Origin of the sequence: Agrobacterium sp. YIC 4121, assembly GCF_002008205.1 — a bacterium.
In the GTDB taxonomy this organism is placed as follows: Bacteria; Pseudomonadota; Alphaproteobacteria; order Rhizobiales; family Rhizobiaceae; genus Agrobacterium; species Agrobacterium leguminum.
The window spans coordinates 65,420-84,904 of record NZ_MRDI01000001.1; the positions used below are offsets into that span (position 1 = coordinate 65,420).

Consider the following 19,485-nt stretch of genomic DNA (forward strand, 5'->3'; position numbering starts at 1 on the left):
CCATCACGTTTCAGTGGCCTGAGCGGCGCGTCTGGCGCGGATGCTCTGGGCGATGAAGACCCGCGACAGGCCATGATAAAGCGGCTCGCGGGAGAAAAGCCGCGACGTCAGATATCCGAGCATCGATGCGGCCATGATGGGCATGACGCCTTCATGATTGCCGGTCATTTCAAGGATAATGACAAAAGCCGTCATCGGCGCCTGCACCACGCCGGCAAAATAACCCGCCATGCCGACAATGGCGCCAAGGCCGATGCTGGTGCCGAGCAGGGTGGCCATGGTGCTGCCAAAGCCCGCGCCTACTGACAGCGACGGCGCGAAAATGCCGCCCGGAATGCCCGACATCATGGCGAGGAACGTCGCCGCCAGTTTTTCGATGAAGAAGAATGCCGGCGCGGCCTCGCCCTCGATTGCCGCGCGTGCCTGTTCGTAACCGGTGCCGAAGGTCGCGCCGCCAGTCGCGATGCCGAGGACGGCGGAGGCAAGGCCGCAGGCGGCGGCGACCGCCAGCATCCGCTTCAGCGGCATGGTCTGGGCAAAACGGCGGATACGTGCCGAGAGCCTCAGGGCACCGGCGCTGAACAGCGCGCCGAACGCGCCGCCGCCAATGCCGCAGACCAGAACCAGCAGCCAGTCCATGGTCGTTTTCGCCATCACCGAACTGGTGCCGAAATAGGTATAGCTGCCGACCAGCGCCAGCGAAGCGAGGCCCGACAGGATGACGGCAGTGAGAACGAGGCCATTGGCGCGGGATTCATAGGTCTTGCTCATTTCCTCGATAGCGAAGACGATGCCGGCGAGCGGCGTGTTGAAGGCCGCCGCAATGCCCGCCGCCGAGCCAGCGAGAATAAGTCCCTTCGCCTGCGCCATGCCGCCCCAGCGGGCGGCCTGCAGCATGATCGAGGCGCCAACCTGAACGGTCGGGCCCTCACGGCCGATGGAGGCACCGGAGAGCAGGCCAGCAACGGTCAACACCACCTTGCCGAAAGCGAGCTTCAGCGACAGAAGTCGCGAACGGTCCGCATCTTCCCGCAGGTGCCGCGCGGCGATGGCCTGCGGGATGCCGCTGCCGCCGGCATTGGGGAAAACCGTGATCGCGAGCCAGGCGCAGAGCGTGAAGCCGAGCGGCGTGATGATGAGCGGCAGCAGAAACGCCCATTCGCCCGATGAGGTTGCCGCGAAGAAAAGGTGCTGGGCCCGATCCGCCGCCCACGCAAAGCCGACGCTGATAAGGCCGACCGCAATCGCGCCAATCCAGAAAACCGCCCTCGGCCTCCACACCCGCCACGAACCCCAAACGACACGGGAACGGCGGAGCATCTTCAGCTTTTTGTAGTCGACGGGCATGACGGTCCAGATCGGTGATTTTGGTATTGTTTCTCGGGCGGGATGCCCGTTTATCTGCCTCCCTGGGCTCGATTGCAAGGTTTTGCATTTGACAGGTCGCCCCTATCGGCGCATTCTTTGCATCGCAATTGCAACGCACGGAGACGTAGACATGAAAACGGCAACGATCCCTTCGCTGCGGGTGACGGCGGATTTTCGCGAGGCTGCTGAAAGCGTGCTGAAGGAAGGCGAGACGCTTTCTTCCTTCGTTGAAGAGTCCGTGCGCAGGCAGGTGGAAATCCGTAAATCCCAGGCGGAATTCATTGCGCGCGGGCTGGCGTCACTCGAGGAATCCAAACGCACGGGGATTTTTTATTCGGCCGAAGAGGTGCATGCGGAATTGCGGGCGATGCTCGCCGCCAAGAAAGCTGAGCGTGGCGAGTGACCTTCAATCTCCGGTACACGATTGCAGCCCGAGCGGACATAACCCGGCTATATGATTTTTTACTGGAAAAGGATTTTTCGACGGCGGAAAAAGCCGTGGACCGCATCATTTCGACGATTGAGGGACTGAGCGAGTTTCCTTTCGCAACGCGCAAGGCGCCTGGGGACAACGCACTCTTACGAGAACTGATCGTTCCGTTCGGATCTTCCGGTTACATCGTCCTCATTCAAATCGAAGATGCGGAAACCGTGTCCATCCTCGCGATCCGCCACCAGCGCGAGGACGATTACCATTGATCCTTACCGGTCGCTCACGGCCGCGCGCGGGTTTACCCACGGTTCCTGATTGGAGCGCGGCAGCGGGGTCTTGCCGAGAATATGATCCGCCGCCTTTTCGCCGGTCATGATCGACGGGCCGTTGAGGTTGCCATAGGTCACATGCGGGAAGATCGAGCTGTCCGCCACTCTCAAGCCCTCAACGCCAATCACCCGGCATTCGGGATCGACGACGGCCATCGGGTCGTCCCTGTCGCCCATGCGGCAGGTGCCGCAGGGGTGATAGGCGCTTTCCAGATGCTCGCGCAAAAAGGCGTCGATCTCCTCATCCGTCTCCACATTTTCGCCGGGCTGGATTTCCGGTCCGCGAAAATCGTCAAAGGCTTTCTGGCTGAAGATATCGCGCGTCAGGCGCACGCAATGGCGGAATTTTTCCCAGTCTTCCGGGTGGCTCATATAGTTGAAGCGGATGACCGGGTCGTCATGTGGGTCTGCGGAACGCAAGGTAACATTCCCGCGCGATTTCGACAGGTTGTAACCTACATGCACCTGAAAACCATGGCTTTTCGCCGCCGCTTTGCCATCATAGGAAATGGCAACGGGCAGGAAATGATACTGGATGTCAGGCTGCTTCAGACCGGCTGCTGAGCGCAGGAAAGCACAGGCCTCGAACTGGTTGGAAGCGCCAAGCCCGCCTTTCGACAGCAGCCATTGCGCACCCGCCACGCCCTGCCAGAACCATGGCAGCCAGGAATAAAGCGAGACCGGCTTGGTGGAGACCTGCTGGAAATAAAACTCCATATGGTCCTGAAGGTTCTCGCCCACGCCCGGGCGATCCGCCTTCACCTCAATGCCCATGTCTTTCAGGTGCGCGGCGGGGCCGATGCCTGAGAGCATCAGCAGTTTCGGCGAATTGAAGGAGGATGCCGAGACGATGACCTCGCGATTGGCCGGAATGGTTTCCACCACGCCCTTGCGCTCGATCTCGACGCCAACCGCGCGGCCATTCTCGATGACGATCTTGCGGGCGAAGCCGTTGACCAGCGTGACATTGCCGCGCTTCAGCGCCGGTTTCAGATAGGCATTGGCAGCGGACCAGCGGCGGCCATTATGGATGGTCTGCTCCATCAGGCCGAACCCCTCCTGCTTGGAGCCGTTATAGTCGTCGGTCAGCTCGAAACCGGCCTCAGCGCCCGCCTGAATGAAGGCGTGGAACAGCGGATTGTTGACCGGGCCGCGCTGCACATGCAGCGGCCCGTCCGTGCCGCGCCAGCCTTCTTCGCCGCCATGGCTGTGTTCCATGCGCTTGAAGTAAGGCAGCACATCCGCATAGGCCCAGCCATGCGCGCCAAGCTCTTCCCAGCGGTTGAAATCCTCGGCATGGCCGCGCACGTAAACGAGGCCGTTGATGGAGGACGAACCGCCGATAACCTTGCCGCGCGGGGCCGTGATGCGGCGATTGTCGAGGTTCGGCTCGGGCTCGGAGAGATAGCCCCAATTATAGCGCTTCATGCTCATCGGCCATGCGAGTGCGGCCGGCATCTGGATGAAGGGGCCGAAATCCGAACCGCCGGCCTCGATGACGATCACCGAATAGCGGCCGTCTTCCGACAGGCGATAGGCGATGGCGGAGCCTGCGGAACCCGAACCGACGATGACGTAATCTGCTTGCATGATCTGCTCTCTCCGATGAGCGTTGGTTCCGATGACCGTATGCGGCTGGGGTTTCACCCCCCTCTGCCCTGCCGGGCATCTCCCCCTCAAGGGGGGAGATCGGCAAGCGGCGCTACCGCCGCTTCATTCGCTGACGTTGAGATGGGCGCGACCTCGCCGCATATCGATCTCCCCCCTTGAGGGGGAGATGTCCGGCAGGACAGAGGGGGGTTAGCCCCACGCACCGCCCCATCAATAAGGCGCGTCCACCTTCCCAGTGCTCACATAAACCGTCTTCAACTCACTATAATGCTCCAGCGCGGCGGCCGAATTCTCCCGCCCGAAGCCGGATTGCTTGGAACCGCCGAAGGGGATTTCGACCGGGCAGAGATTATAGGTATTGATCCACAGCGTGCCCGCTTCCAGCTGGTCCACCACGCGATGGGCGCGGGCGAGATCGGCGGTGAAGACGCCGCCGGCGAGGCCGAATTCGGTGGCGTTGGCGCGGGTAAGAACCTCGTCTTCATCGTCGAAATCCAGCACGCACATGACGGGCCCGAAGATTTCCTCGCGGGCGATGGTCATGTCGTCGGTCACATCGGCGAAGACGGTCGGCTGCACATAAGCGCCCTCGCCCGAGACGTTGTTGGGAATGCCGCCGCCGGTGATGAGCGTCGCGCCCTCTGCCTTACCCTTTTCGATATAGGAAAGGACCTTCTCCTGCTGGGCCTTGGAGACCAGCGGGCCGAGATGGGTGGCGTAGTCGAGCGGATCGCCGAGGATCATCGCCTCCGTGCGGCGCTTCAGATTGTCGAGGAAACGCTCCTTCGCCTTTTTCTGCACGAAGACGCGGGTGCCGTTGGAGCAGACCTGGCCGGAGGAATAGAAGTTGCCGAGCATGGCCCCGCCGACAGCGCTTTCGATATCGGCGTCGTCGAAGACGATCAGCGGCGATTTGCCGCCGAGTTCCATGGTCACGTGCTTCAGATGCCCGGCAGCGGCGGCGGCTACCTTGCGGCCGGTCGGGACTGAGCCGGTAAGCGAGACCTTGGCCACATCCGGGTGGTTAACCAGCAGCGGGCCGGTATCGCGATCGCCCTGAATGACGTTGAACAGGCCCTTTGGCAGGCCGGCTTCGATGAGGATTTCGGCGATCTTCAAGGCGCCGAGCGGGGTGTTTTCCGAAGGTTTGAAGACCATGGCATTGCCGGCGACCAGCGCGGGAGCGGCCTTCCAGCAGGCGATCTGCTGCGGATAGTTCCACGCTCCGATGCCGACGCAGACGCCGAGCGGCACGCGCTTGGTATAGGCAAAATCGCCGCCGAGGGGGATGTAATCGCCGTTCAGCGCGGAAGGGGCGATGCCGCCGAAAAATTCGAAGGCATCCGCGCCGGAGGTCGGGTCAGCGACGATGGTTTCCTGAATCGGCTTGCCGGTATCCAGCGTCTCCAGCGTGGACAACGCATCGTTGCGCTCGCGCATGATATCGGCGGCGCGTTTGAGGATGCGGCCGCGCGCCATCGGGCTCATCGCCGCCCATTCCTTCTGCGCCCGTTTGGCCGATGCGATGGCGCGCTCGACGATGGCAGGCGTTGCCGCATGCAGCCTTGCAATCACCTCGCCGGTGGCCGGGAAGATGCTCTCGAACGGCGTGCCGGTCGTGTCTTCGACATAGTCCCCGTCGATGAAATGCGAGGCTTTCGGCTGCGCCTTCAGCGGTGTCGCGATGGTCATGTCGAAGTCTCCTTAAAGAACGCGGATGGACGGCTTTGGGCGCTGTCCATCGGGAAAAGATTTGAGTTGCATGTCGAAATAATCCTCGACAAGCGCCGGTGCGGAGGCAAGGCCGAGCGGGGCCGAGCGCAGGCTGTGGCGAATGTAAAGCCCGTCGATCAGGGCGGCCGCGCCTTCTGCGATGCGTGCGGCATCGTCTGGCGGGCAAAGCCGGTTGAGGCTTGCCATGAGGTTGGAGCGCAGACGACGCGAATAGAGCACGAGCAGGCGGCGGGTTTCTTCCGAGCGCTGCGCCTCGACATAAAAGGCAAGCCATGCCGCCACCGTTTCGGGCGTGAACTGGTCGCTCTGGAAGGAGACATGCACGATGGCGCTCAACCTTTCACGCGGGCCGGAAGCGCGGGTCAAAGCCGCGACCGCATCACGCCTGAGATCGCGCAGCAGGCTGCGAATGGTTTCCAGCAGAAGCTGCTGCTTGCTGCCGAAATAATGATGCGCGAGCGCCGCCGATACACCCGCTTCCCGGGCGATATCCGACATCGTCACATTCAGCGAACCATGGTGGCCTATGGTGCGAAGCGCCGCATCCACCAGCGCCTTCCGGCGCAGAGGCTCCATTCCGATCTTGGGCATAAGCGTCTCCTTGATGGCGGCAAAATATTCTTGATTGATCGATCAATCAATAAAAAACGCGCCATTTTATGTCGCTGATTTGCGATGGATCATATTTTCCGCCGCCGGACAGTGATAGTTTCGCAGGCATCGGCCAGCGCGGCGAGCCCCATGCAGCCGCCCGGTTCACGGGGGAAAAACTAAACCGTGATATACTGCGAATTGGGAATGGAATGCGTTTCGTGCTAATATCGCTGATGATACAAATTTCGCTGGAAGCGGCGCCAGACGAAAGACGATAAAAACGCCCGCCTAGACCACGACGGCGCCCGATCCGCAAACCGGACATCGAAGGACCGATCGCAGCGTTTAAAGAAGGGAGTGATATCATGCCAATGGTAACAGTATCGATTTCCCCGGAACAGGCAGCAAGGATGCGTGAGGCCGTAAATTGCGGAGCCTATGCTTCCGGCAGTGAGGTCGTTCGTGAGGCCCTGCGCCTGTGGGCGGCCTCCACCGCGCACGGAGCGGCTTCAAGACCAGCGGCGGATGCGGACCGGGAGCGGCTCAACGTTGCGGACCTTTACGCCGCACACACCGGACATGCGCGGAGGGCCTGAACCGCCGCGCAACAACCTTTAATATCCAAGGGGTTGTTATAAAAGGTTCACGAAAGCTTCACAGTGGTGAAAGCTTTTGTTGACCTGTGATCTGCAATTGTTCGCCCAAAAATAATGTGCGCCCAAGGATTTAAAACCGGGCGTAAGAACATGAGCGGAGAAACATATGCAGGCCGTCACGCTGGAGAACGATGTCATAAGGCGTTTTGCCTCCGGGCACATGTTTCCCATGGCGAAACTGGTGCTCGAAACGGCGTTTCAGCCGATTGTAGAGGCGACGACAGGCACGATTTTCGGTTATGAATCGCTGATGCGCGGCCATGACCGGCTCGGTTTTTCCAATCCGCTGGCGCTTCTCGACCAGGCTGCCGCCGATGGCGAGCTGAAGGCCTTCGAGCAGATGCTGGCGAGCCGGGCGCTGGCGAAATTTTCCACCCTGCCCGATTTCTCCTCCGCCACCCTGTTCCTCAATCTGGATGTGCGGCTGATCCCGCATGGCGACGCCATTCTCGACAAGCTCGTTGGCCATCTGGCGCGGGCCGGCATTCCCGCCTCCTCCATCTGCTTCGAGCTTTCCGAACGTTTCGACAATACCAGCGTGCCGGAATTCACGGCGCTGATTGCCCGCATGCGCAAGGAAGGCTTCAAGCTGGCCATCGACGATTTCGGCGCCGGCCATGGCGAGATGAAGCTGCTGTGCGATTTTCCGCTGGATTACCTGAAGATAGACCGGCATTTCATCACCGGAGTCGACCAATTGCCGCGCAAGCAGCACCTTGTCCGCAACATCGTCAACATCGCCCATGTTCTTGGCGTCAGGGTCATTGCAGAAGGCATCGAAACGGAGGCGGAGTTTCTGACCTGCCGCGAATTCGGCGTTGATCTGGTGCAGGGCTGGCTGATCGCGAGGCCCACGGTCTTCACCAGCGAGCTGCCGGAGAGCTTTCCCCACATCAACCGCATGGGCGTGGCGCGGCGCAGCAGCCAGACGCTGGATGAGATTCTCATTCGCCGCGAAATCGAGCGTCTTCCGACCGTCTTCGAGCATGACAGCGTCGACAGCGTCTTCGAACTGTTCCGCAGAAATCCGCAGCAGGCGTTTTTCCCGGTTCTCAACGCCAATGGCGAACCGCGCGGCGTCATCAACGAATATCACCTCAAGGAATATATCTACCGGCCCTTCGGCCGCGACCTGCTCAAGAACAAGATCTACGAGCGTACCATTTCCCATTTCGTCGATCCCGCGCCGATTGTCGGTCTCGATGCGGATGCCGATCAATTGATGAACATGTTCGCCAGCATGGGCGGCAGCGCCTGCATCATCCTCACCGAAAACATGCGTTACGCCGGCATTGTTTCCGCCGCTTCGCTCATCAAGGTCATCAACGAAAAACAGCTGAAGATGGCGCAGGATCAGAACCCGCTGACGGCGCTGCCCGGCAACCGCGCGATTGGCGGTTTCATTGCCGACCGTTGCAGCGATGGCGACGAGGCGCGCTTCTTCTGTTATTGCGACTTCGATAATTTCAAACCCTTCAACGACAAATACGGCTTCAACGCTGGCGACCACGCCATCACGCTGTTTTCGGCCCTGATGCGCCGTTACTTTTTTGCCGGCGATTGTTTCCTCGGCCATATCGGTGGCGACGATTTCTTCATCGGCGTGCGTGACTGGACGGTGGAGGAGCTGACGGAAATCCTCGAGCGGCTGCTCAGCGATTTTCACGACGACGTCGCCGAACTCTATTCGGACGAGGACCGCGCCGCCGGCTGCATGAAGGGCCAGGACCGCCACGGCAATGAGCGGGACTTCGCGCTGCTGCGCTGCTCTATCGGCGTTCTGACCTTGCCGAAAGGGCTGATCATCGCCAATCCCGAGCGGATCGGCAGCGAGATCGCTGGCGTGAAGGCGGCTGCGAAGGAAAACGAAGGCGGTCTCGTCGTCCGGGTCTTCGGCGAGACAAATTGACACTCGTGACAAACGGCCTCCTTCCCTAAGCGGCGCATCTGACCTACATCTTCAGGCGACGTCGACACGTGAGGAGTTGCCCCTGGCCATGCCCGACACCAAGACCCTGCCCGAAACAATGCGCTTCATCGACCTCCCTTCCCATGGCGGCCCGGAGGTGATGCGGCTTTCGCAAGCGCCTTTGCCGAAGCCCGCAAAAGGCGAGGTTCTGGTAAAGGTCGAGGCGGCGGGCGTCAACCGGCCGGATGTGGCGCAGCGACAGGGGACCTATCCGCCGCCGAAGGATGCAAGCCCGATCCTCGGCCTCGAAATCGCCGGCGAGGTGGTTGCGCTGGGTGAAGAAGTTACCGAATTCAAGCTGGGCGACAAGGTCTGCGCGCTCGCCAATGGCGGCGGTTATGCGCAATATTGCACCGTGCCGGCCGGGCAGGCCCTGCCCTTCCCCAAGGGTTACGACGCCGTCAAAGCGGCGGCTTTGCCGGAAACCTTCTTCACCGTCTGGGCCAATCTCTTCCAGATGGCGGGCCTCACCGAAGGGGAAAGCGTCCTCATCCATGGCGGCACCAGCGGCATCGGCACGACGGCCATCCAGCTTGCCAAAGCCTTCGGCGCCGAAGTCTATGCCACGGCGGGTTCTGCGGAAAAATGCGAAGCCTGCGTGAAGCTCGGCGCCAAACGGGCGATCAACTATCGTGAGGAAGATTTCGCCGCCGTCATCAAGGCCGAAACCGATGGCAAGGGCGTCGATGTCGTTCTCGACATGATCGGTGCAGCTTATTTCGAAAAGAACCTTGCCGCACTCGCCAAGGACGGCTGCCTGTCCATCATCGCCTTTCTGGGCGGCGCCGTGGCCGAAAAGGTCAACCTCACCCCCATCATGGTCAAACGCCTCACCGTCACGGGCTCCACCATGCGCCCCCGCACGGCCGACGAAAAACGCGCCATCCGCGACGACCTCGTCGCAGAGGTCTGGCCGCTCATTGAAAGCGGTCAGCTGGCACCTGTCATCAACCGGGTCTTCACGCTGGATGAGGTCGCGGAAGCGCACCGGCTGATGGAAAGCAGCAGCCATATCGGCAAGATCGTGATGCGGGTGTCGTGACGTTTTGAGCAAGATCGTTGTTTTCATTGACAACACAGCAAAGTGTTGTCAAGAATAACAACATGAAGGCCATTCTGCTCGAAAAGACGCGCAAAGTGATCGACCAGACGGCCTTCTTTGAGGTTGTCCTGTGGCATCTGCCTGAGCCTGTTCCCGGAAGTCTTCACCCGTTCAAATATCGGCTGGCGCTGGTGATCAAAGGGGAATGTGTTCTGCGTTATGACAATGAACGCGGCAAAGGCGATCATCGTCATATGGACGGGCGTGAAGACCCCATCGCCTTCACCACGCTCGAAGCCCTGTTCGATGCTTTTCAGGCGGATATGGAAAGGATTTTGTCATGACCGCACTCACCGTCCGTCTCAGCACGATCAAGGATATCAAGAGCCGCTTTGTTGCCGCCGGTAATCTGGCCATGTCTGGAAAGCCGGTGGAGGCGAAACCATCCGTCGAATTTTCCAGCTATGAGGACCTGCACCGCATTCTCGCGCCGCTTCGCCTTGCCATCGTCAAGGCTCTGGCGGGACAGGGACCGCTTTCTATCCGGGAGGTTGCCCGTCGGGTCGGACGGGACGTACAGGCCGTTCATCGCGACGTGACGTCGCTCCTCCATGCGGGCATTATCGACCGGAACGAGGCTGGCATCGAGTTTCCCTATGACAGCATCCACTTCGAATTCGACGTAAAGGCCGCAGATGCGGCATAGGGGCCGGGCGTCCCCTGGAAGTAATCCCTCTTGCATTACTGACGAATCGTACTACCTTCTAGTTATGTTCAACGTATCGGAAGGAGGTGATCCAATGTCTAGTGAGATTTCGGTCTCTGGTGCAGGCAATGGAAAGGGTGTGTTTTCGACGGGGCAGCCCTCGGCGTAAAACCTCTAGCCTTCGGAACGTTGAGAAACAGTCCCGGGTCTGTAAACAGGACCAAACTCATGGAAGGGTCGCTTCGGCGGCCCTTTTCCGTTTTTGCTTATTGCTTCGACGATTGGGGAAATCTGTGCCTCGAATGCCGGTGCGGCAAGCTCTATGCTCGATGCTACTCGTGACACGTCTCTTCCGTCATGCCGGGCTTGACCCGGCATCCAGCCGGCGCGCGTCTGCGCGACGAAAGGACTCCTTTCAGCCCAAAGACTTGGGCTGGCTGGATACCGGCTCAAGGCCGGTATGACGGAGAACTGGGGAGAGCGACAAATCATCGACCGTCAACTGCGGTCACCTCTCCCCTATTTCTTCCCGAACACCTTCCACCGCGTCGGCCGGAAGCGCAGTTCCGCGCCCACCGCCACGGCGGCGTTGAGCGGCACCTCGATTTCGAGGTGATAGGGTTCATGGCCGTTATTGGCGATGTCGATTTCGGCAATGCGGGTGCCCGCAAGGCGGCGACAGGTGGTGACCTTGCCGTAAAGCGCATCCTTTTCTTGCGTCAGCACCACATCTTCCGGGCGGAAGAAAAGCTCGCCCTCGCCAGAACCGCTTTCATCGATGCCGATGCTTTCGCCCTGGAACAGCACGTGGCCGTCGCGGATCGTCACCGGCAGGCTGGAAGATTCGCCGATGAAGGAGAAGACGAAGGGGGAGTTGGGCGTGTCGTAGACGTCATCCGCCGTGCCCACCTGTTCGATCTTGCCCTGGCTCATGACGACGACGCGGTCGGCCAGTTCCAGCGCCTCTTCCTGATCGTGGGTGACGAAAACGGTGGTGTGGCCGGTGCGGTCGTGGAATTCGCGCAGCCAGCGGCGCAGTTCCTTGCGCACCTTGGCGTCGAGCGCGCCGAAGGGTTCATCGAGAAGCAGGACCTTCGGCTCGATGGCGACGGCGCGGGCGAGCGCCACGCGCTGGCGTTGACCGCCGGAAAGCTGGGTCGGATAGCGCTTTTCAAGACCGGAGAGATGCACCATGTCGAGAAGTTCGGATACGCGTTTGCGGATCTCGGCTTTCGGCGGGCGGTTGGCGGAGGGGCGCACCTTGAGGCCGAAAGCGATATTGTCGGCCACCGTCATATGGCGGAACAGCGCATAGTGCTGGAACACGAAACCGACATTGCGCTCCTGCACCGTGCGGTGGGACGCGTCCTCATCACCGAAGAAGATTTGCCCCTGCGTTGGCTGCTCGAGGCCGGCGATGAGACGCAGCAGCGTCGTCTTGCCGGAGCCGGAAGGACCGAGCAGCGCGATCAGCTCGCCGGAACGAATGTCGAGCGACACGTCGTTCAGCGCCGGAAACCGATCGAACTGCTTGGTGATGCCGGAAACTTTCACTTCCATGAAGATGCCTTTCAGTGCTTGCCGGCTGCGTTGCCCGCGCCAAAGCGTATTTCGAGAATGGTTTTGAGAATGAGCGTCACCAGCGCCAGACCGGCGAGCAGCGTTGCCACCGCAAAGGCCGCGCCCATATTGTACTCATTATAGAGTATCTCGACATGCAGCGGCATGGTGTTGGTCTCACCGCGAATATGGCCCGATACCACCGAGACGGCGCCGAACTCGCCCATGGCGCGGGCGTTGCAGAGCAGCACCCCGTAAAGCAGGCCCCATTTGATATTCGGCAGCGTGACATACCAGAAGGTCTGCCAGCCCGAAGCACCGAGCGAAATCGCCGCTTCCTCATCGCCATTGCCCTGATCCTGCATCAGCGGGATCAGTTCGCGCGCGACGAAAGGAAAGGTGACGAAGATGGTGGCAAGCACGATGCCGGGAACCGCGAAGAGGATTTCGATGCCGTAGCTCTTCAGCCATGGCCCCAGCACGCTGTGGGATGAGAACAGGATGACATAGACGAGGCCCGATATGACCGGCGAGATCGAGAACGGCAGGTCGATGAGCGTGATCAGGAAGGCCTTGCCCTTGAACTCGAATTTCGCAATTGCCCAGGCGGCCATCACCCCGAAGACCAGATTAAGCGGCACCGAAATGGCGGCGACGAGCAGCGTCAGGCGGATGGCGGAGAGTGCATCCGGCTCGACAATCGCCTCCCAGAAGCTTTCCGCACCCTTGCGGAAGGCTTCGAAGAAGACCGAGACCAGCGGCAGAACCAGAAAAGCAGCGAGGAAGACGAAGGCAATCGCGATCAACGCCAGCCGGGCGGGAAAGCTCTCGCTGGCGGGGTCGCGGAACGGCCGGGAGGACGTGCGGGAAGCGGTCTCAGACATAACCGTACCTCTTGCGGCTCCAGGCCTGAATGAGATTGATGAGGAACAGCATGGCGAACGAGATGATCAGCATGATGGTGGCGATGCCGGTCGCGGCCGCATAATTGAACTCCTCCAGCCGGATGACGATGAGAAGCGGCGCGATTTCCGAGACATAGGGAATATTGCCGGCGATGAAGATGACCGAACCATATTCCCCGACACCGCGTGCGAAGGCGAGTGCGAAACCCGTGAGGATGGCGGGTGTCAGGCTCGGCAGCAGAACGCGGGTGATGGTCTGGAAACGGTTGGCGCCAAGCGTCGCCGCCACTTCCTCCACCTGCCGGTCGATTTCTTCCATGACCGGCTGCACGGTGCGGACCACGAAAGGCAGGCCGATGAAGATCAGCGCGATGACGATGCCGGTCGGCGTAAAGGCGATCTTGATCCCGAAGGGTTCGAACAGCGAACCGACCCAGCCGCGATTGGCGTAAAGCGTGGTCAGCGCGATACCGGCGACCGCCGTTGGCAGGGCAAAAGGCAGATCGACGATGGCATCGACGAAGCGGCGACCGGGAAAACGGTAACGCGTCAGCACCCAGGCGACGATGACGCCGAAGACCGCGTTGACCAGCGCGGCAAGAAATGCCGTTCCGAAACTGACACGCAGCGCATTCAGCGTGCGGCTATCCGTGGCAATCGCAATGAAATCTGAAAAACCCAGTTTTGCCGTGGACCAGACAAGGCCGCCCAGCGGAATAAGAATGATGAGAAACAGATAGGTGACTGTGTAACCAAGCGTCAGGCCGAAGCCCGGTATGACGCTCGACTGCCGCCATTTCCACCTGTTTCCGGATGTATTATTGCTCATCAAGGCTCCGGATAATCTTTAGTTTGGCGCATTTCCGGACAGGAAACCGGGGTCCGCTTTTCCTGGAAATGCTCTCTGGGAGCCGGTGTTCCCCGGCGTTTATTATAAAGTATCGACCGGCACGGTGTCCGGTCGATCAGGTTTTGTTTTCTGTTGTCCGTGCGGACGCGGGCGATCTCTTTTCAGCCCATCATCCGCTTACTTTGCGGGCTTGTAAATCTGGTCGAAGATGCCACCGTCACCAAAATGTTCAGGCTGCGCCTTTGCCCAACCGCCAAACTGCGGGTCGTCGATGGTGACGAGCTTGATGTCGGGCAGCTGCTTGAGCAGATCCTTGGAGACCACGGCCGGGTTGGACGGGCGGTAAAAGTGCTTCGCCGCAATATTCTGGCCCTCGTCGGAATAGAGATATTGCAGATAGGCTTCCGCCGCCTTGCGCGTGCCCTTGGCGTCGACATTGGCGTCCACCACGGCGACCGGCGGTTCGGCAAGGATCGAGATCGGCGGCACGACGATATCGAAGGCGTCAGCGCCGAATTCCTGACCGGCGAGATAGGCTTCGTTTTCCCACGCGAGCAGCACATCGCCGATCTGGCGCTGGGCGAAGGTGACCGTGGAGCCACGGGCGCCGGTGTCGAGAACCGGGGCGCGCTTGTAGAGCTCGCCGACATAGGCCTTGATCTTGTCCTTGTCGCCCTTGAATTCTTCATTGGCCCAGGCCCAGGCCGCCAGATAGTTCCAGCGCGCGCCGCCAGAAGTCTTCGGGTTCGGCGTCACGATCTGCACGTCGCCCTTCACCAGATCGCCCCAATTATGGATGCCCTTGGGGTTACCCTTGCGCACCAGGAAAACGATGGTCGAGGTGTAAGGCGAGGAATTATGCGGCAGGCGGGTGCGCCAGTCCTTGTTGATCTTGCCGGAATTCTGAACGATGGCGTCGATATCGCTCTGCAGCGCCAGCGTCACCACATCCGCTTCCAGACCGTCGATGACCGAACGCGCCTGCTTGCCGGAGCCGCCATGCGACTGCTGGATGGTGACGTCCTCGCCGGTATCGGCCTTCCACTTCTTGGCGAAAGCTTCGTTGAAGTCCTTGTAGAGTTCACGGGTCGGATCGTAGGACACGTTGAGCAGCTTGGTCTGCGCGGCGGCCGAGCCAGCTGCGCCAAGTGCCAGTGAGAGGCTAAGCGCAACAACGCTCAAACCGGACAGAAGCTTGGACATCGGTATTCCCTCCTGATTGCGATGGCTTAACTCTACCGGTTGAGTAGAGTTGGTCAATGAGGCCGAATACGATCGAAAAAGTGTTTCCCGAGAGCGTTTTCCCGGGCAACAAATACAGCGCAGCATAAGCGAAAGGCGCAACAAGCGTCGTGTAAAACTTTGCTGAATGCAAAACCGTTTCACATTTTTGACGATTTTTTGCGCTGGCGGCGAAAAATATTATGGGGTTTTAGACGATTTTTTCGTCAGGCCGTCAAAAGCTCGGGCACTTCGACACCGGCCACGGCATCGGCGATGGTGGTGTTGAAAAGGATGTTGCGGGTGGCATCGGCCACGCGGGCAAAGACGTGGCGGATCTCGCACTGCTTCTCGCCGTCGCAATCCTCGCAGCGGCGATAGGCGGTCTGCGACAGGCAGGGCAAGGGGGCAAGCGGCCCGTCGATGAGGCGCAGCACCTCGCCGAAGGTGATATCCGCAGCCGGGCGCGCCAAGAGATAACCGCCCTGCTTGCCGCGCCGGCTTTCGACGAGGCGTTCCTTCTTCATTTCGAGAAGGATCTGCTCCAGAAACTTTTTCGGAATGGCCTGTTCGCGGGCGATGTCGGAAATCTGCACAGGACAGGCCCCGTCGGCCTTGGCCAGCGAAAGGAGCGCCCTCAGCGCATATTTTGCCTTCTGCGAAATCATCGTAAAACCAGTAGACCACAAGCCCGGAAACCCGGCAATTCCGGCTTAGCGCAGAAGTTGTCACAATTCAAATCCAAGCTGCGAAGAAGGTGAACGGGTATCTTTTGCTCATACCCTGCGCGCGTGAGGTATTTTTGCTCTCAAGTGCAGCGCACAAAGACTGTCATTTCTGTTCCAAAGGCCGGATTTCAACAATAATCGGCCATGGAAATCCCGGACGTGACAATGACGATCAATTCAGCAAATGCCTCTGCCGATGCCGCTTCCCTCGACGCCACCCTTGCCGGGCTCGATCTGGCGGGTCGGCTTTCGTTTATCGCCGGCCTCGGCGGGCGGGCGGTCTTCACCACCAGCCTCGGCATCGAGGATCAGGTCATTATGGCCGCAATCGGTACGCATCGCCTGCCGATCGACGTCGTGACGCTCGAAACCGGCCGGCTGTTCAAGGAAACCGTCGATCTCATCGATGAGACCGAAGAGCGTTTCGGCATCGAAATCCGCCGCTTTCGTCCCGAGCAGGACGATATCGACGCCTATGCCGAAAAATACGGTCTGAACGGTTTTTACGAAAGCGTCGAAGCCCGTCACGCCTGCTGTCATGTCAGAAAGCTGATCCCGCTCGGCAAGGCGCTGGAAGGCGCCGCCTTCTGGATCACCGGCCTCAGACGCGGCCAGTCGGGCAATCGCGCCACGACGCCTTTCGCCGAGTTCGATGCGGAGCGCAATCTCATCAAGATCAACCCTTTGGCTGACTGGGACATCGACCTCATCCGGGCGCATGTCGCCCAGGAGAACATTCCCGTCAATCCGTTGCATCAGCGCGGTTACCCCTCCATTGGCTGCGAGCCGTGTACGCGCGCCATCAAGCCCGGCGAGCCTGAGCGCGCCGGACGATGGTGGTGGGAAAACGACGAGAAGCGCGAATGCGGTCTTCACGTCGCCGGTGCGGAGCAGACATCCGCCGTTTCCGCCATCCCGCAACGATAATCATTCAGTACATTCCCGGAGTTCACAATGTCCAACGCAGTCCACGAGACGGACAGCAAGAATACTGTCGCATCCAAGCCGCCGCTCGATCCCCATCTGAAGGCGCTTGAAAACGAAGCTATTCATATTTTCCGCGAAGTCGCCGCCGAATTCGACAAGCCCGTGATGCTCTATTCCATCGGCAAGGATTCATCCGTGCTGCTGCATCTCGCGCGCAAGGCGTTTTTCCCCGGCCGCATTCCCTTCCCGCTGCTGCACGTCAATACCGGCTGGAAGTTCAAGGAAATGATCGAATTCCGCGACAATATCGTCAAGGAATACGATCTCGACCTGATTTCCTACACCAACCCGCGCGGTGCGAGCGAAAACGTAACGCCCTTCACCCACGGTTCGGCGCTTTACACCGACATCATGAAGACCGAAGCGTTGCGCCAGGCGCTCGATGCCGGCCAGTTCGATGCGGCCTTCGGCGGCGCACGCCGCGATGAGGAGGCGAGCCGCGCCAAGGAGCGCATCTATTCCTTCCGCACGCCCGACCATAAATGGGACCCGCGCAACCAGCGCCCGGAACTGTGGAACATCTATAACGGCATGGTCCGCAAGGGCGAAAGCGTGCGCGCCTTCCCGCTCTCCAACTGGACCGAAGTGGATATCTGGCGTTACATCGAGGCGGAAAACATTCCGCTAGTGCCGCTCTATTACGCCGCCGAGCGCCCATATGTCGAACGCGACGGTATGATGATCCTTGCCGAAGACGAGCGGCTGGAACTGCTGCCCGGCGAAGAGATCAAGCACGGCTCGATCCGCTTCCGCACGCTCGGTTGCTTCCCGCTGACCGGCGCCATCCGTTCCGAGGCGGCGACGCTTCAGGAAGTGATCGCGGAACTCGAAATCGCTACCGTTTCCGAACGGCAGGGCCGCGCGATTGACCGCGACCAGTCCGGCTCGATGGAGAAGAAGAAGCGCGAGGGGTATTTCTGATGAGCGCCACAGCCGCCAACACCCCCTCTTCCGCAACCATTCTGCCCTTTGCCGAGCATTCGAAGGCAGCGCGCGACACGCGCCCGCTGCGTCTCATCACCTGCGGCAGCGTGGATGACGGCAAATCGACCCTGATCGGCCGTCTTCTCTGGGACACCAAGGCCGTCAAGGAAGACCAGGCCGCGACGCTCCACCGCGACAGCGGCAAGCAGAACGATCTCGGCCTGCCCGATTTCGCGCTTTTGCTGGACGGCCTTCAGGCCGAGCGCGAACAGGGCATCACCATCGATGTCGCCTATCGGTATTTCGCCACCGACCGGCGCGCCTTCATCGTGGCCGACACCCCCGGCCACGAGCAATATACCCGCAACATGGCGACCGGCGCTTCGACGGCCGATCTCGCCGTGCTGCTCGTCGATGCGCGCACCGGCATTCTGGAACAGACACGCCGCCACGCCACCATTGCGGCGCTGATGGGCATCCGGCAATTTGTGCTGGCCGTCAACAAGATCGACCTGACGCATTACGACAAGGCCGGTTTCGAGCTGATCGCCCATGAATTCCGCGATTTCGCGTCCAATCTCGGCATCAAGCAGATCACCGCCATTCCGATGTCGGCGCTAAAGGGTGAAAACGTCGTTCTCTCCGGCAAGGCCTCCATGCCCTGGTATGAAGGCCCGACGCTGGTGGAGACACTGGAGCTTGCCACGGTGCGCTCCGCGCAATCCGGCGGCTTCCGCCTGCCGGTGCAGCGCGTCTCGCGCCCCGGTGAAAGTTTCCGCGGTTATCAGGGCACGGTTGCCGGCGGTTCGGTAAAGCCGGGCGACAGCGTCGTCGTCCTGCCTTCCGGCATGGTCGCGAACGTCAAGCAGATCGTCACCTTCGATCTGGTGCGCAACGCCGCCGTCGCGGGTGATGCGGTCACGCTCGTCCTCGACCGTCAGGTGGATGTGTCGCGCGGTGACATGATCGTCTCCATCGAGGCGCAGCCGCAGACCGGCCTTGCCTTCGACGCCCAGATCGTGGCGTTGCAGCCGGGCGGCATCGAGGCAGGCAAGCGCTACTGGCTGAAAAGCGGCAGCCGCCGCCAGCGCGTCAGCGTGCAGCCCGTCAGCCAGCTGAACCTGAAGGAGGGCGAATGGCAGGCGCATGAAACCTCACTGCCGATGAACGCCATCGGCAAGGTGCGGCTTTCCTTCGACGAGACGGCGATCTTCGATCCCTATGAACAGAACCGCTCGACCGGGTCCTTCATTCTGATCGATCCCGACACCAACAACACGGTTGCGGGCGGCATGATCGCCGGTAAGCGCAGCGTCGGTGCGACGGAAGAAAAGGGTGACCGGGTCATTCTCTCGCTGCCCGCCGATCTTGCCGAAAAGCTGCTGGCCAGCGAACTCCTCGCCAAGCACCGCGACGAGATCGACATCCGCCGCACGGACGGCGCAACGGCCGCGCGGCTGATCGGCGATCTGGGCTGACACGCCCCCTCAAACAAACAAAAGGCGACCGTCAAACCGGTCGCCTTTTTCGTTGCAGGGCCCATTCCGTGTCAGAGACTGCGGATGGCTTAGAATACGAACATATAAAGCAGAATGATCACGAAGATCGGAACGCCCATAGCCCACAATGCGATACCCTTCAGCATGCTATCCTCCATTGTTGTATGGTTAGATAACGGCTGAGGCGGCTTTCCGATCCATGCCGCTCTCCTGATTTTTACGGGTTGTTTCTCGGCGGCATAAAAGCTGTTTGTTCATTCGACGTTCATGCACGAAAGACGAATTTGCATGCGGTCGCTCCGCCAAGCGGCCCAACAGAGGCTCGTTGTTTGAAAAAGCAGCGGGCCTCTTTTTGATCGCGATAAGTTG

19 protein-coding genes are annotated in these 19,485 nt (G+C 60.4%); 10 read left to right on the forward strand and 9 right to left on the reverse strand.

All coding sequences use genetic code 11. From position 1 onward, the window contains the following. Positions 1-3 precede the first annotated feature (3 nt). Positions 4-1,347: a chloride channel protein gene (locus tag BTE54_RS00375; RefSeq protein ID WP_162934038.1), complete on the reverse strand. Its 1,344-nt coding sequence runs from the start codon at positions 1,345-1,347 to the stop codon at positions 4-6. A gap of 151 nt (positions 1,348-1,498) precedes the next feature. Between BTE54_RS00375 and BTE54_RS00380 the strand changes: the two genes are divergently transcribed. Both BTE54_RS00380 and BTE54_RS00385 read left to right on the forward strand, forming a co-directional pair. After that, a complete protein-coding gene (locus BTE54_RS00380; protein WP_078051123.1) occupies positions 1,499-1,771 on the forward strand; it encodes a YlcI/YnfO family protein in 273 nt (90 codons plus the stop codon). Further along, positions 1,768-2,067 (forward strand): type II toxin-antitoxin system RelE/ParE family toxin, encoded by a 300-nt coding sequence (locus BTE54_RS00385; protein WP_078051124.1) that lies wholly within the window; start codon positions 1,768-1,770, stop codon positions 2,065-2,067. The genes BTE54_RS00380 and BTE54_RS00385 overlap by 4 nt, the downstream gene beginning before the upstream one ends. 3 nt (positions 2,068-2,070) lie before the next feature. Here BTE54_RS00385 and betA read toward each other — a convergent pair whose 3' ends face one another. From betA to betI, 3 genes are all read right to left on the reverse strand, one after another. Then, on the reverse strand, positions 2,071-3,720 hold the full coding sequence (gene betA, locus BTE54_RS00390; protein ID WP_078051125.1) for a choline dehydrogenase: 1,650 nt from the start codon (positions 3,718-3,720) through the stop codon (positions 2,071-2,073). A gap of 231 nt (positions 3,721-3,951) precedes the next feature. Then, positions 3,952-5,415 (reverse strand): betaine-aldehyde dehydrogenase, encoded by a 1,464-nt coding sequence (gene betB / locus BTE54_RS00400; RefSeq protein ID WP_065654830.1) that lies wholly within the window; start codon positions 5,413-5,415, stop codon positions 3,952-3,954. Between the two features lie 30 nt (positions 5,416-5,445). Continuing rightward, positions 5,446-6,066: a transcriptional regulator BetI gene (gene betI / locus BTE54_RS00405; protein ID WP_065654279.1), complete on the reverse strand. Its 621-nt coding sequence runs from the start codon at positions 6,064-6,066 to the stop codon at positions 5,446-5,448. Between the two features lie 368 nt (positions 6,067-6,434). Here betI and BTE54_RS25210 point away from each other — a divergent pair, with 368 nt between their 5' ends. The 5 genes from BTE54_RS25210 (at position 6,435) to BTE54_RS00430 (ending at position 10,442) form a co-directional block, all read left to right on the forward strand. Further along, complete coding sequence (locus BTE54_RS25210) at positions 6,435-6,665, forward strand: type II toxin-antitoxin system ParD family antitoxin (RefSeq protein ID WP_078051127.1); 231 nt, start codon at positions 6,435-6,437, stop codon at positions 6,663-6,665. A gap of 166 nt (positions 6,666-6,831) precedes the next feature. Beyond that, positions 6,832-8,634: an EAL domain-containing protein gene (locus BTE54_RS00415; RefSeq protein ID WP_065654280.1), complete on the forward strand. Its 1,803-nt coding sequence runs from the start codon at positions 6,832-6,834 to the stop codon at positions 8,632-8,634. Positions 8,635-8,722: 88 nt separating this feature from the next. Next, a complete protein-coding gene (locus tag BTE54_RS00420; RefSeq protein ID WP_198939039.1) occupies positions 8,723-9,736 on the forward strand; it encodes an NAD(P)H-quinone oxidoreductase in 1,014 nt (337 codons plus the stop codon). Positions 9,737-9,798: 62 nt separating this feature from the next. Next, the gene (locus BTE54_RS00425; protein ID WP_078051128.1) at positions 9,799-10,080 is read left to right on the forward strand and encodes a DUF6516 family protein; all 282 of its coding nucleotides are present in this window, start codon (positions 9,799-9,801) and stop codon (positions 10,078-10,080) included. Beyond that, positions 10,077-10,442 (forward strand): helix-turn-helix domain-containing protein, encoded by a 366-nt coding sequence (locus tag BTE54_RS00430; RefSeq protein WP_078051129.1) that lies wholly within the window; start codon positions 10,077-10,079, stop codon positions 10,440-10,442. The genes BTE54_RS00425 and BTE54_RS00430 overlap by 4 nt, the downstream gene beginning before the upstream one ends. Before the next feature lie 519 nt (positions 10,443-10,961). On the opposite strand, the gene BTE54_RS00440 is transcribed toward BTE54_RS00430, so the two are convergent. The 5 genes from BTE54_RS00440 to BTE54_RS00460 form a co-directional block, all read right to left on the reverse strand. Beyond that, on the reverse strand, positions 10,962-12,002 hold the full coding sequence (locus BTE54_RS00440) for a sulfate/molybdate ABC transporter ATP-binding protein (RefSeq protein ID WP_078051130.1): 1,041 nt from the start codon (positions 12,000-12,002) through the stop codon (positions 10,962-10,964). An 11-nt stretch (positions 12,003-12,013) separates the two neighbouring features. Continuing rightward, entirely contained in the window at positions 12,014-12,886 is an 873-nt protein-coding gene (gene cysW, locus BTE54_RS00445; protein ID WP_078051131.1) for a sulfate ABC transporter permease subunit CysW, read from the reverse strand. Continuing rightward, on the reverse strand, positions 12,879-13,736 hold the full coding sequence (cysT, locus tag BTE54_RS00450) for a sulfate ABC transporter permease subunit CysT (protein WP_003494311.1): 858 nt from the start codon (positions 13,734-13,736) through the stop codon (positions 12,879-12,881). Before cysT ends, cysW begins: the two co-directional genes overlap by 8 nt. A 198-nt stretch (positions 13,737-13,934) precedes the next feature. Next, positions 13,935-14,960 (reverse strand): sulfate ABC transporter substrate-binding protein, encoded by a 1,026-nt coding sequence (locus BTE54_RS00455; RefSeq protein ID WP_065654285.1) that lies wholly within the window; start codon positions 14,958-14,960, stop codon positions 13,935-13,937. A 245-nt stretch (positions 14,961-15,205) separates the two neighbouring features. Beyond that, complete coding sequence (locus BTE54_RS00460; RefSeq protein ID WP_003520468.1) at positions 15,206-15,646, reverse strand: Rrf2 family transcriptional regulator; 441 nt, start codon at positions 15,644-15,646, stop codon at positions 15,206-15,208. A 204-nt stretch (positions 15,647-15,850) separates the two neighbouring features. Here BTE54_RS00460 and BTE54_RS00465 point away from each other — a divergent pair, with 204 nt between their 5' ends. Genes BTE54_RS00465 through cysN form a run of 3 tightly spaced genes read left to right on the forward strand, consistent with a single transcriptional unit; the run spans position 15,851 to position 19,095 of the window. Further along, complete coding sequence (locus BTE54_RS00465) at positions 15,851-16,633, forward strand: phosphoadenylyl-sulfate reductase (RefSeq protein WP_198939040.1); 783 nt, start codon at positions 15,851-15,853, stop codon at positions 16,631-16,633. 27 nt (positions 16,634-16,660) lie between these two features. Next, positions 16,661-17,614 carry a sulfate adenylyltransferase subunit CysD gene (gene cysD / locus BTE54_RS00470; RefSeq protein WP_003520470.1) on the forward strand — a complete coding sequence of 318 codons (954 nt, stop codon included), beginning with the start codon at positions 16,661-16,663 and terminating at the stop codon, positions 17,612-17,614. Continuing rightward, positions 17,614-19,095, forward strand: coding sequence for a sulfate adenylyltransferase subunit CysN (cysN, locus tag BTE54_RS00475; RefSeq protein WP_078051132.1), 1,482 nt, complete (start codon positions 17,614-17,616; stop codon positions 19,093-19,095). The genes cysD and cysN overlap by 1 nt, the downstream gene beginning before the upstream one ends. The last annotated feature ends 390 nt before the right edge of the window (positions 19,096-19,485 follow it).

What these genes read in the sequence shown, in the direction of transcription:
- BTE54_RS00430 (WP_078051129.1), top strand. Translation starts at nt 10,077, where the DNA reads ATGACCGCACTCACCGTCCGTCTCAGCACGATCAAGGATATCAAGAGC.
- BTE54_RS00420 (WP_198939039.1), top strand. Translation starts at nt 8,723, where the DNA reads ATGCCCGACACCAAGACCCTGCCCGAAACAATGCGCTTCATCGACCTC.
- betI (WP_065654279.1), bottom strand. Translation starts at nt 6,066, where the DNA reads ATGCCCAAGATCGGAATGGAGCCTCTGCGCCGGAAGGCGCTGGTGGAT.
- BTE54_RS00415 (WP_065654280.1), top strand. Translation starts at nt 6,832, where the DNA reads ATGCAGGCCGTCACGCTGGAGAACGATGTCATAAGGCGTTTTGCCTCC.
- BTE54_RS00375 (WP_162934038.1), bottom strand. Translation starts at nt 1,347, where the DNA reads ATGCCCGTCGACTACAAAAAGCTGAAGATGCTCCGCCGTTCCCGTGTC.
- cysW (WP_078051131.1), bottom strand. Translation starts at nt 12,886, where the DNA reads ATGTCTGAGACCGCTTCCCGCACGTCCTCCCGGCCGTTCCGCGACCCC.
- cysD (WP_003520470.1), top strand. Translation starts at nt 16,661, where the DNA reads ATGTCCAACGCAGTCCACGAGACGGACAGCAAGAATACTGTCGCATCC.
- BTE54_RS00460 (WP_003520468.1), bottom strand. Translation starts at nt 15,646, where the DNA reads ATGATTTCGCAGAAGGCAAAATATGCGCTGAGGGCGCTCCTTTCGCTG.
- BTE54_RS00465 (WP_198939040.1), top strand. Translation starts at nt 15,851, where the DNA reads ATGGAAATCCCGGACGTGACAATGACGATCAATTCAGCAAATGCCTCT.
- BTE54_RS00380 (WP_078051123.1), top strand. Translation starts at nt 1,499, where the DNA reads ATGAAAACGGCAACGATCCCTTCGCTGCGGGTGACGGCGGATTTTCGC.
- BTE54_RS00440 (WP_078051130.1), bottom strand. Translation starts at nt 12,002, where the DNA reads ATGGAAGTGAAAGTTTCCGGCATCACCAAGCAGTTCGATCGGTTTCCG.
- betA (WP_078051125.1), bottom strand. Translation starts at nt 3,720, where the DNA reads ATGCAAGCAGATTACGTCATCGTCGGTTCGGGTTCCGCAGGCTCCGCC.
- cysT (WP_003494311.1), bottom strand. Translation starts at nt 13,736, where the DNA reads ATGAGCAATAATACATCCGGAAACAGGTGGAAATGGCGGCAGTCGAGC.
- cysN (WP_078051132.1), top strand. Translation starts at nt 17,614, where the DNA reads ATGAGCGCCACAGCCGCCAACACCCCCTCTTCCGCAACCATTCTGCCC.
- BTE54_RS00455 (WP_065654285.1), bottom strand. Translation starts at nt 14,960, where the DNA reads ATGTCCAAGCTTCTGTCCGGTTTGAGCGTTGTTGCGCTTAGCCTCTCA.
- BTE54_RS25210 (WP_078051127.1), top strand. Translation starts at nt 6,435, where the DNA reads ATGCCAATGGTAACAGTATCGATTTCCCCGGAACAGGCAGCAAGGATG.
- BTE54_RS00425 (WP_078051128.1), top strand. Translation starts at nt 9,799, where the DNA reads ATGAAGGCCATTCTGCTCGAAAAGACGCGCAAAGTGATCGACCAGACG.